Source organism: Methanobrevibacter sp. (genome assembly GCF_045120835.1).
Taxonomy (GTDB): domain Archaea; phylum Methanobacteriota; class Methanobacteria; order Methanobacteriales; family Methanobacteriaceae; genus Methanocatella.
In genome coordinates this window covers 1-11,964 of sequence record NZ_JBGVFE010000077.1, presented here as the reverse complement: position 1 = coordinate 11,964, position 11,964 = coordinate 1, and the positions used below count along the sequence as shown (strand labels likewise).

Genomic DNA, 11,964 nt, shown 5'->3' with positions numbered 1-11,964 from the left:
AAGCCTGACATTCACTGTGTTTGTAATTGATTTGTCTGAAGGCAAATCACGGATATAATAGTCATAGCACATGAAATTGTTCAAAAATACAATTCCCTTGGCCTTAAGGAAGGTTTCCAGGGCAAATGCCATGTCGTCTCCTGAAACGTATGGCTGGAATCGAAGGTCATTGTCCATGATAAGGTCTCTTCTGTAGATTTTGGTCCACACTGAAGGGTGCATCTTAAGCATGTCGGGTTCCTGTTCGATATTGTCGACCTTGATGACATCAAGCGGCCTGTCCCTTGGATAGGTTACCTTCAGGGTTTTTCCGTACAGGAATCTCTCCACGACGTTATCCCACAGGAAGTCCGGAACCTTGATGAAGTTTTCGGTTTCAAAGACCTCATCCGGATAGGCCTCATCGATGCTGTCCATGTACGGAGAATAGGATTTCTGGACCTTGCCTCCGTATTCGAATATTCTCCTGAAGCGTCCGAATGCCATCTGGGCATCGTTTGACTTGACTGCATTGTACAGGGTTTCAATCGCATCCAGGGTGTATCTGTCATCCGGATCCAGGAACATGATGTAGTCTCCGGTACAGGCTTCAATTCCTGTGTTTCGGGGAGTATATGCGGCGCCGCTGTTCTGCTCATGATGGATTGCAACGCAGCAGTCATATTTTTCATCGTATTCATCAATGATTTCATCTGACCCGTCTGTTGAGCAATCGTTAACCATTATGATTTCCAGATTTTCATTTCCTATTGTCTGGTTAATCAGTGAATCGATACCGCCCCTGAGGTGGTCTCCTACATTAAAAATCGGTAAGATAATGCTAATTTTATCGTTCATTTTATCATCAAATAAGAGTAATTAGTTATAATATATTTTGGATATGATATTTATATTAATTGTTATGTCCATTTTTGGATATTGATTTTATTTAGCTAAATTGCTTTTATTTTGAAAATAACATATTAACAATGCAATATTGACTTAATAATTTAGTAAAACTTATTTATTTTAATTTTAAAATATTATTAAGGCGATATTATGAGTAATGATATTGAAAATGTTTTGAATAATCTCAAGAACAATTCTCGGGCAGTAATATACACTGAAGTTTTTCTTGAGGAAATCGAGAGAAGGAACATTCTGGAGGACATGGTCGATGAATTCCTGCTGTTCAGAAAGGCGATTGAAATCAGGCAGTTCTGCAATCTTGATTACAGGTTTGAGATTCATTATGCCTGGAATAATGTTAATAATTTGGTTGTTGTTGCAGATGTGTTTAATCGCAAAAAGCTTATTCTCATTTCTGCCTTTCCAAAAAGAAGAAGGGATTCCTTTTACGATTTTGACAATAGTGAAATCAGGATGAAAATGACTTACGACCAGCCCTACGGCATGATTACCCTGTGCATTCTTGACGGATTCCGGTACGGTCAGACGATAGCTGTTGGGGAAGGTTTGTACATTGATTTTGATGCCTACGGGTATCCCATTTCCCTTACTCTTTTTGGAGTCTCCAAAAGGTTCACTCTGAGGGCATCTGAATTTTTGAACTGCAGAATGGAGGGGGTTATTGAAATAACCGAAGACCTGATTAGGGTTAGGGTGGAAGTGACCGTTAAATTAAAAAAGGTGGTTTTAAGGGTCATCGAAAAGGAGATTTCCAATGACTTTGGGATTCTTCCCAATCACTTTGTCCTGAAAATCGATACTTCCAATGTTTTGGGTTAATTGTTGATGTTGCCGATTGAAAAATAGTTGCTGGGAGAAGTAATTCTCCCTATCTGACAATTATTGAAACCTTTTTGCTTGCCTGGTCGTAATACTTGTCTGGGCTGCTGGTTATGGTCGCTTTGTATTTCCCCTTTTTGTTTAGTTTTATGCTGAATGTCGCTTTTCCTTTGCTGTTTGTCTTTGCCTTGTAGGATTTTTTGGCAATTTTTAAGGTGACTTTTGTTTTTTTCATAGCCTTTCCGGCACGGTCCTTGAGGGTTATCTCGTATTTTTTAGGGGATTTCTTTTTGAAAGCCTTTGATTTGGCAATTATCTTCGGCATTGCCTTTTTGACGTTAAGCTCAAATTTAAGCGAGGATTCTGCGCAGGATGCAGTGCCCTTGAATTTGATTGTCATGCTGTATTTGCCGGGCTTCAATCCTTCTGTTGATATCTTGATTTTTCCGTCGCCGTTTGTTTTGTATTTTTTACTGGCGCCATTAAGCTTCACTGTAACCTTCACTCCAGACAGTGACTCTCCCTCATAGTCGCTCAAGTAGATATTAAGGTCATCACCATATCTTACGGCTTTCGGAGCGTATATTGTTGTTTCTATCTTGTCGTCGATGATGTTGTCTTTGATTTTCACTCCGTCACCGTAGTTTGATATTGTTCCTGCACTGGACTTGACTGTGTAAACATATTTGTTGTTTGAAATTTCAGTGTCCTTCCCATTGCTCTGTATGACCTTATCCTCCTTGTTGTAATTAGTATTTCTTTTGAAGGTGTTTGATTCAATGGAAACGTAATTTCCTGAATTGTATATTGCATTTCCTTTCTTGAATGCATCGTTGTACTTGAATATGTTTTTGGAGATTATGCAGTTTTCACCGGCATTAAATATTGCCCCTCCGTTGTCTCCTATATTTTCATCGAATTCGTTGCCGGTCATTCTGACATTGTTTGCGCAGTTGTAGATGGCTCCTCCATAGGCTATGATATTATGATTGGTCGCTTCATTCCATTTAAACAGATTATTGGCTATTGTAACGTTGTCTCCGCTGTTGTAGATGGCTCCTCCGTACAGGCCAATGTCTTTAAAACTGGAAAAATATGTCAGCACTTTGTTTCCTTGAAATATGTTGTTTGATATTGTGGCATGATTTCCCTTAAGGCATATCGCTCCACCATAGATTTTCAGGCTCACGGCGTTTTTCACGGCGTAGTCCTCATCCATGTCAGGGTATGCTATGCAATTCAGGAAAGTGCAGCCGGTTATTGAAAGATAATCTCCTTCACATTCAATTGCCGCACCGTTCAGGGCTCCACAGTTTTTTATCTTGAGGCCCTTCAGTGTCAGTGAAGTGTTTTTCAGGTACAGGAACTGGTAGTGGCCGTTTCCGCTGACGGTTTTTTCATTTCCGTTTATCACCAGTGAAGTGATTGAACCGCTTACGCTGGTATTTCCCATTAGTTTGATGTTTGATTTGATGTTGACGGTTACTTGGCTGTATTCATCGCTTGTCAGTGCGGAGTGCAGGGCATTGAAATCATATATGTCATAGTCCTTTGCAGAGGATAGCACATCATTGCCGGTGTTTCCAATGATTTCCTCACTTATCTCATCGTTGTGTTTCTCTAAACTGTTTGAATCGGTCGCATTGTCTGCCGCACTGACTGCGCCGATTATCAGGACAGACAGCAGAAGCAATGCAATAATCATTATCTTTTTCATTTTTTTGCCCCAATCTTTCAGTGTATAATATATTTGATATCCTTATATTAAATCATATGCCTTTGATGAAGTGGAAACTTCACAAATTTTTTTAAATGGGAATGACAAACCATTAAATAAGTATTTTAACTATTGGTGAGGGAATTGGAAGACTATTACAGGGACATACGAAAAATTTTGAGGGTCATTTTGGTTTTGAATCTCATCGTAGCGGCGGTAAAGATATTCTACGGTTTTCAAACAAACATATTGAGCATAATAACCGACGGTTATGACTCCCTTTTCGACGGTGTGGCAAACGTTGTCGGCATTGTTGCAATCATTATCGCATCAAGGCCCGCCAACGACAAACAGCAGTACGGCTATTCCAAGGTCGAAACGTTTTCTGCAATAGTCATTTCTGTGATGCTTTTCGTAACGGGCTACAGCGTGCTTTCAGAGGCTATAGCAAGATTTTATCTTAAAAAAGCGAGAATACTTCGACTTCTTTTAAGTCGAGGATGAATCGCACATTGGGTATACTATTGTAAATAGTTATTTTTAGGCAGTTATTTCTTAAAATAATGCATCTTTATCTTTTTTTTTGTTTTTAGAATAATTTTAGGTATACATTTAGAATAATTTTTTTTGATGGAGGGGAATACTTCTCATGTGCTCTCTGTAAATGTTTATATACTATTACAGTAGAAATATTAGTATATCATTTATAAAAAAATCTGATCTTTTTTTTATTAAATGATTAGAAACTGCATGTGGATGTTTGAAAAATATGAAGGTTGTTAATAAAAATATTGAAGTTAAAATTTGTCCCACTAAAGTGGATAAAAATGATTATGGAGAAAAAACAGCCAGTATTAACAAAATCGAGTCCAACATAGGCATTTACCGTTTCATCTATGATGAGGAACTGGAATTTATAAACTATTTTCGAGGTTTATTGATTCAACATGGTTATGATGATAAAGTAAAAGTCAATGACAGTTCATGTAGTGTAATTTTAGAAATGTTAAGACAGGAATATCCTTTTTTAGAAAAAGCAGAATCCAGCAGCAGACAACAAGCACAAAGAGACCTTATAAACGCATTTAACAGATATTATGATTCAGATTTAAAATCAGCTTACCCAGTTTTAAAAACACGTAAAAAATCCAAAAAATTCACATTCCGAATAATGAACAACAATAACAACGTAAGAATAACCAAAGACAAAAAAGGATATTACAAAATAAAATTAGCCAAATTAGGAATAGTAAAATTCAAAACCAGCAAAAAATACAAAGAACTACTAATCCGAGGAAGCGACCCTAATGATTCTAGCGTAAAAATAAAACATGTTACCGTTAAAAGAGTGCATGATGATTATTATGCAGTTTTCAACATAGAATACATACATATTCCAGAAACAATAACTGGTCCGTTAATGCAAGTGGGAATTGATATCGGATGCGGTAAGCTTGCTGTCCTATCCAATGGCGAAGAGATACCCAATCTTTGCCTAAAAAAGGAAACAGAAAAAATCATACGATATCAAAAAAACATGAGCCACCATAAAAAAGAATCAATAAGACACGAAGAAGCTCGCAGATTATACAACAAATGGATGCGTAAACTAATAAACAAAAGAGAGGATTATTACAATAAGAATGTAGCATATATTGTTAAAAACAGTTCTTTTGTTGCAGTTCAAAATGAAAACATCATATCCTGGAAACACAACAAATACTTAAGTCACGGCATACAATTAAACGCACCTCGGTCCTTTTTAGATAAATTAGAACGCAAATGCGAAGATGAGGGAGTAGAATTTGTTAAAGTTGCCCGTAATTTTCCATCTACTCAAATCTGCAGCAAATGTAAAAAAATAAACAAAAAAATCAGAGGAGTCAGTAATCTTAAAATACGGGACTGGGACTGTCCACATTGTAAAACTCACCATAATCGTGACTTCAATGCGGCAAAAAACATCCTTTATAAAGGATTAGCGAATCGTCGGGACGACGGTGCAGTAAAAATTCCTCAAAATTAAATAATATTTTGGGGTTTGCGAATCCCCGTCGTCTAACACGACGGGGAAGTTCAAGGTGCGGGAATCCCTAATGTAACTCCCGAAACTTTCATAGTGCTTGCTGCCACTCTTACAATCAACATTCCCGTTGCAGTGTACGAATGCCGCAAAGGCAGGGAACTGAACAGCCCGGTACTCATATCGGACAGCAGACACACAATCGTGGATGTTTTTGTCACCGCTGCCGTTTTGGTCGGTTTGGTGTTCATGGCAATGGGCTATACGATTGTTGACCCGATTTTGTCCGTTGTCATTGCGATAATAATACTTAACACAGGCATCTCGATTCTTCTGGACAACATCAAGGTGCTGCTTGATACTAATGTTCTGGAAAATGAAGAGATAGAGAGGATTGTTCTTGATGTTGACGGCGTCAGGGGAGTTTCAAACATCAGAAGCAGAGGAACCCAATCCAACGTATTTGTGGATCTTCACCTGATTTTGGATGGGGATACCAGCGTTAATGAAGCCGAGGCCATAAAAAATAACTGCAAGGACAAGCTGAACGGCAATTTCTCTCAAATCAGGGACATGGTAATCGAAATCGATGCCGAATGATAGGAACATTTAATATAATTGAAATAATAATATATAAATGGTGATAAAATGGTTAAGTCAGTTGGAGGTTTGGCTGTCGGAGTATTGTGTTTGGTGCTGGCGATCGTTTCAGGTCTTGTATTCAAAAGGTATATCGCTGCAACCGCATCAGCTGTAGTAGCGATTATTTGCATATTGAAAGCCGTAAGATGATAGATGTTAGACTGTATTTTTTTCACATGATTTGACATTAGCGGATGCTCTGAAAAATAACCTTTATTAATGATGTCAGTCAAAAGTATATAGCATCAAATGAAAAGGAGGAAATTATATGGCAAATGCAATTCTTGCAGCAGTATTATCATTTTTAATACCTGGATTAGGTCAAGCTTATGCCGGTGATGTTAAAAAAGGTGTAATATTCTTCATCATAGCAGTTGTTTTAGCAATCATATCATTCTTTACAGGATTCTTATTATCAATCATATCCTTGATATTTGCAATCTATGCAGCTTATGACGCATATAAGATGGTAGCTTAAGTGTATACATCAAACAAAAGAATTTTTTCAATTCTTCTTTTTTTCAATTTTATATTAATTTCGGTAAAACTATTGCCAAAACACAATTTTATCATTTTCCAAATTTTTTTGAACACCTTCACCAAACACTTTAAATAATTTAAACAAAAGATTATTAGTCATGAATGAAAATGACAACAAATTTCCCGATTTCGTTACTTTCGGCAGAACTTTTGAAAATTACAAATGGTACAAACCGTTGCTTACGCTAATTGTTAGCATGGTCCTGTTTCTTGTGTTTCAATTAATATTGGTGGCTGTCTTCAGTATCATATACGGACAGGATATTATTACTGGAATTGCAATGGGAGGATATGAAACATTAAACAAATCTGATGCATTTTCTTACTTTTCATATTTGGGCATTGCAGTGTTTCTGCCTGCACTTTATCTTTCTTGTAAGATAGTTAATTACAGGCCGTTTTCATCATATTCCTCATCAAGGGGAGGATGGAACCTGAAACTTTACCTCAAATGCCTAATCATTCCTGTCATAGTATATGTTGTAGTCACTGCAATATCAATTGCAATTGGATTTGAAAAAGGTGACGGAAACGTCCATGTTTCTGCAATTGCATTGGTCGTGTGTTTGATTCTCATACCTCTCCAGTGCATTTCTGAGGAATACCTTTTCCGAGGAATCTTGATGCAGACATTCGGGTCATGGTTTAAAATTCCAATTATAGCCATTATTCTTCAGTCCGTGTGTTTTTTAATTCTTCATCCATACAACGTCATTGGAATGATAACTATTGGATTTAGCGGCATTGTTTTGGGATTAATGGCTTGGCGCACCAGCGGTTTGGAAGCGGGCTCAGCAATCCATTCAATCAATAACCTGGCCAGTTTCTATACTGTTTCCTTAGGAGTGGGTTCACTTTCATCAAATGTCACCGTTGGGAGTGCATTTGAGGATATTTGTGCTACCCTAATCTCAGCACTATTGTTATACTATATTGGAAACAAAAAAGGATGGTTTGACCCAAAGACAGATTAGTTATTTTGGAAAATGAATTTTAATTCATTTTCTTAAGTTTTTCCTTTGCAGAATTCCTGATTTTCATTGAATTTGAATGGAAGTTCTACAAAGCCTATTTTTTTTTGAATATATTTCATGTTAATTTTTAGATATGTTTTTATTAATTAAAATTAAAAATATTTTTGTAGTTAATTTAATTAATTATGGTGAGATTATGAATTTTAAGAAATTGATGTTGGCCATGCTGGTATTGGTATTTATCTTAAATATTAGTGCAGTATGTGCAAGCGATGATGCAGCAAATGAAATAATAAGCTCAGATGCAATAGACGATATAATATCAGATGAAATTAGTGAAGAGGATACATTAACTCAAAGTGAAGACAATTCCATGTTAGCTGAAAATGCAGATTCAGTAACAGATTATGCGGGTCTGGTCAGTGCAGTTAACAAGGCTAAAACAAGCAGTGGAACTAATTATACAATTAATTTGGAGGATGGAACTTATGAATATACTTCAAGCATAACTTGGGGAGATTCATCCAGCGTTAAAACATTGATTATTAATGGTAACAATCAGATAATAGATGGAAAACAAAAAGGACAGTTTATAAATGTTAAAAGTGGTTATACTTTAATATTAAATGACGTCACAATATCCAACTTTAAAATAAACGGTCAAGGTGGAGCAATATATAAAACTTCATCAAGTACTCTGAAAACAAACAATGTCATATTCAAAGACAATTCCGCAAGGAATGGTGGAGCAATATGGATTGGAAATGGTAACACACATCTTTTTAATACAACATTCATAAGTAATTCTGCCAGTTCAGGTGGAGGAGCATTATGGGCCGGAATGGGTAGCATAACAATTGAAGAATGTAATTTCATTGAGAATATAGCAACCGGTTCTTCAGGTGGAGGAGCTATATATGCTGGTACAAATGCTAAAATAATAAATTCAAATTTTACCAACAATAAAAATACACAAAGATCCGGTGGTGCAATTTACAATACTATGAATGGTTTAGATGTGGAAAATTGTATTTTCACCAGTAACAGTGCAGGCACTGGAGGAGCAATTTTTAGTGACAGCTCAATAAATGTTAAAAAATCAGAATTTGCGGATAATGAAGCCAGCACCAATGGTGGAGCAATATACATATATGGATCAACAACTGGAAACATTATTGAAAACACATTCATGAACGATAAAGCGCCTAACGGTGCCGAAGTTTATGCCAACAAAGGTTTGATGGAAGACAACACAATTATAAACAGTGATCCTGATGGAGCTATAAAAGGCACAATTACTCAGGAAAACAATAAGGTTTATGACTCTGAAATAAGCTATTTGCTCGATAAAATAAAAGAACATCAAAATAAAATCGATGATTTGAATAATCAAATCAAAAAACAGGCCAATACTATAGATGCACTTAACAACACACTTAACCAAGCTCTTGATGATTTGAATGCTGCCAATGGTAAAATTAGTGAGCTGAATAGTACTCTTAATCAGACCGTTAGTGATTTGGATGTTGCTAATGCTAAGATTGCCGAGCTCAATAACACTCTTAATCAGGCTCTTGATGATTTAGGTGTTGCTAATGCTAAGATTAGTGAGCTGAACAGTACTCTTAATCAGGCTCTTGATGATTTGGGTGTTGCTAATGCTAAGATTGCTGAGTTGAATGGTACTCTTAATCAGGCTCTTGATGATTTGAATGCTGCTAATGGTAAAATTAGTGAGTTGAATGGTACTCTTAATCAGACTGTTAGTGATTTGAATGCTGCTAATGCTAAAATTGGCGAGCTTAACAGTACTCTTAATCAGACTCTTAATGATTTGGCGAACATGACACAACAACAAAATGCTACAAGCAAAGCATTAGAAGATGCAATGAAAGAAATAAATGCACTAAAAAAAGAGTTAGCTAAAGTTGAGAAAAAGATAACTCCAACTCCTAAAGAAGACAGCAAAATTGCCGCTTCTAAAAAGACTTTCAAAGCAAAAACCAAAACCAAAAAGTACGCCATTACACTTAAGACAAAAGCCGGCAAAGCAATCACAGGTGCAAAAGTCACATTAAAAATCAAAGGAAAAACATATAAAGCAAAAACCAACGGTAAAGGAAAAGCAACATTTAAAATAACTAAATTAAATAAAAAAGGCAAATACAAAGCAAAAGTCAAATTTGCAGGAAGCAAAAATTACAAAGGCAGTAGTAAAAAAGCAAAAATATCAATTAAATAATTAGACAGTATATCTGGGAGTGTTTCAAAACTCCCAAATTTTTTCTTTTTTCATGGTTTTTTCTGAGAAATTTAACTAAGGTATTTTTTGTTCCGGATTTCTATATAAAATTAAAAAGTTATTTTATATAGAAGTAATAAAATACTAATAGTAAAGGTAAAAATCTTTTCTCAAAAGTTTTTTTTAGAATCTATAATTGTTGAGATTTGATGAGGATATTTGCCTTAATCACTTTTATATGATTATTCGGTGATAATATGAGTAAAGTATATAGGACATTTACATCAGAATCAGTAACTCAAGGACACCCGGACAAGGTTGCAGATATCATTTCTGATGCAATATTGGATGCATACATGGCAGGAGATAAGAATTCCCATGTTGCATGTGAAACTTGTGTAACAACAGATTTTTGTATGGTATTTGGTGAGATAACCTCAAATACCGATTTAGATGAAGAGGATATTGAAAAGATCATCAGAGACACAATCATTGAAATCGGTTATGATAAACCTGAATTGGAATTTGACGGAAATAGCTGTAAGGTTGCAAACAGGCTCCACGCACAATCCCAGGACATCAACCAGGGAGTTGACAGAGGCGATGAGGAAACCGGTGCGGGAGATCAGGGTATGATGTTCGGATTTGCAACAAATGAAACCGATTCATTAATGCCATATCCAATTGATCTGGCACGTAAGCTTACAAACAAATTGACTGAACTAAGAGAAAGCGGTGAAATTCCATACTTGAGGCCTGACGGTAAAGCACAGGTATCAGTCAACTATGACGAGAACGGAAATGTCATTTCACTTGATGCGGTTGTATTGTCAACCCAACATGACGAGACAGTTTCCGACAATCAGGAAAAACTCAAAGAGGACATTCGCGAAAAGCTCTTCAAGGCAGTCATTCCGGCTGAACTCATGACTGAAAATACAAAAGAGCACATCAACCCAACAGGCAAATTCGAAATTGGAGGTCCTCACGGGGATGCGGGCCTTACCGGCCGTAAGATTATTGTAGATACCTATGGAGGATATGCAAGACACGGTGGAGGAGCATTTTCCGGAAAAGACTGCACCAAAGTGGACAGAAGCGCATGCTACATGGCAAGATACATTGCCAAAAACATCGTTGCAAGTGGGCTTGCTGAGAAATGTGAAATCCAGCTATCCTACGCAATCGGCGTTGCCGAACCGACTTCAGTAATGGTCGATACATTTGGAACCGGTGCAGACATCGGAGACACTACCTTTGAAGAGATCGTACGTGAAAACTTCCGCCTTACTCCGGACGGAATCATTGAGACTCTCAACTTAAGGGATACCCGATACAAGCAGACCGCAAAATACGGCCACTTCGGTATTGAAGGCCTTCCATGGGAAAAGACCGATAAGGTCGAAGACCTGAAAAAATACATTAAAGCTTAAAGATGCTTAAACTTGCTTTCTGGATTTCAGAGAGTAAGTTTGCTATTTCTATTTTTTTTTAAAGATTTTAAAATTAGTCAGTTTTTTTTTGGTATGGCTGCATTAATTAAAAAAATAAAATTAGGGATAATTTAGTCGTTTGCTAAATTATCGAAGTATCCCTGAATGAATATGACCGGTGTTCCCTTGTCTCCGGAACCGCTTGTCAAATCACAAAGTGAACCTATTAAGTCGGTAAGCACCCTTGGAGTGGTTCCTTCGGTAATCATCTGACCGGTTAGGTTTTCATCCTTTTGTCTGATTTCATCTTTTATCGCTTCTTTTAATTCATCGCCTTTCAAATCAGCGAACTTGTTGTCTGAAACGTATTTCAGTTTGATTTCATTAGGATATCCAATCAGTCCGTCGGTATGCGCAGGGGACACGACAGGGTCTGCCAGTTCCCAGATTTTTCCAACGGGATCCTTGAATGCACCGTCACCGTAAACCATAACCTCAATCTGCTTGCCGCTAAGCTCTATTAGTCTTTTTTGAACTTCTTCAACTAATGTCTGACCTGTTTTCGGGAAGAGCTTTAGTTTTTCCTCGGTTGCCTTGTTGGATCCTAAAAGTCCATAATCCGGATTGAAACCGGAATCTCCGACAGGTTCGTTTAAAACCTGATA

Annotated in this window: 12 protein-coding genes; 9 read left to right on the top strand and 3 right to left on the bottom strand. The window is 36.9% G+C overall.

What is annotated here, in order from left to right; translation table 11 throughout:
* On the bottom strand, positions 1–837 hold an 837-nt coding region (locus ACJMLO_RS07145), incomplete at its 3' end, for a glycosyltransferase family 2 protein (RefSeq protein WP_405295331.1).
* Positions 838–1,038: 201 nt separating this feature from the next.
* Here ACJMLO_RS07145 and ACJMLO_RS07140 point away from each other — a divergent pair.
* The gene (locus ACJMLO_RS07140; protein WP_405295329.1) at positions 1,039–1,728 is read left to right on the top strand and encodes a hypothetical protein; all 690 of its coding nucleotides are present in this window, start codon (positions 1,039–1,041) and stop codon (positions 1,726–1,728) included.
* 49 nt (positions 1,729–1,777) lie between these two features.
* Here the strand turns inward: ACJMLO_RS07140 and ACJMLO_RS07135 are convergent, their stop codons facing one another.
* Positions 1,778–3,445 carry a hypothetical protein gene (locus ACJMLO_RS07135; protein ID WP_405295327.1) on the bottom strand — a complete coding sequence of 556 codons (1,668 nt, stop codon included), beginning with the start codon at positions 3,443–3,445 and terminating at the stop codon, positions 1,778–1,780.
* A 144-nt stretch (positions 3,446–3,589) separates the two neighbouring features.
* Here ACJMLO_RS07135 and ACJMLO_RS07130 point away from each other — a divergent pair, with 144 nt between their 5' ends.
* From ACJMLO_RS07130 to metK, 8 genes are all read left to right on the top strand, one after another.
* Positions 3,590–3,949, top strand: coding sequence for a cation diffusion facilitator family transporter (locus ACJMLO_RS07130; protein WP_405295325.1), 360 nt, complete (start codon positions 3,590–3,592; stop codon positions 3,947–3,949).
* Between the two features lie 265 nt (positions 3,950–4,214).
* A complete protein-coding gene (locus ACJMLO_RS07125) occupies positions 4,215–5,471 on the top strand; it encodes an RNA-guided endonuclease InsQ/TnpB family protein (RefSeq protein WP_405295323.1) in 1,257 nt (418 codons plus the stop codon).
* 63 nt (positions 5,472–5,534) lie between these two features.
* On the top strand, positions 5,535–6,068 hold the full coding sequence (locus tag ACJMLO_RS07120; RefSeq protein WP_405295333.1) for a cation diffusion facilitator family transporter: 534 nt from the start codon (positions 5,535–5,537) through the stop codon (positions 6,066–6,068).
* Positions 6,069–6,116: 48 nt separating this feature from the next.
* Complete coding sequence (locus ACJMLO_RS07115) at positions 6,117–6,260, top strand: hypothetical protein (protein WP_405295321.1); 144 nt, start codon at positions 6,117–6,119, stop codon at positions 6,258–6,260.
* Between the two features lie 118 nt (positions 6,261–6,378).
* On the top strand, positions 6,379–6,588 hold the full coding sequence (locus ACJMLO_RS07110) for a hypothetical protein (protein WP_405295319.1): 210 nt from the start codon (positions 6,379–6,381) through the stop codon (positions 6,586–6,588).
* A gap of 160 nt (positions 6,589–6,748) precedes the next feature.
* The gene (locus ACJMLO_RS07105) at positions 6,749–7,624 is read left to right on the top strand and encodes a CPBP family intramembrane glutamic endopeptidase (protein ID WP_405295317.1); all 876 of its coding nucleotides are present in this window, start codon (positions 6,749–6,751) and stop codon (positions 7,622–7,624) included.
* A 196-nt stretch (positions 7,625–7,820) separates the two neighbouring features.
* Positions 7,821–9,866 carry a right-handed parallel beta-helix repeat-containing protein gene (locus ACJMLO_RS07100; protein WP_405295315.1) on the top strand — a complete coding sequence of 682 codons (2,046 nt, stop codon included), beginning with the start codon at positions 7,821–7,823 and terminating at the stop codon, positions 9,864–9,866.
* Between the two features lie 257 nt (positions 9,867–10,123).
* Positions 10,124–11,299, top strand: a complete 1,176-nt coding sequence (metK, locus tag ACJMLO_RS07095; protein WP_405295313.1) for a methionine adenosyltransferase — start codon at positions 10,124–10,126, stop codon at positions 11,297–11,299.
* Positions 11,300–11,430: 131 nt separating this feature from the next.
* Here the strand turns inward: metK and ACJMLO_RS07090 are convergent.
* Positions 11,431–11,964: coenzyme F420-0:L-glutamate ligase (locus tag ACJMLO_RS07090; protein ID WP_405295311.1), on the bottom strand; the 534-nt coding region annotated here is incomplete at its 5' end.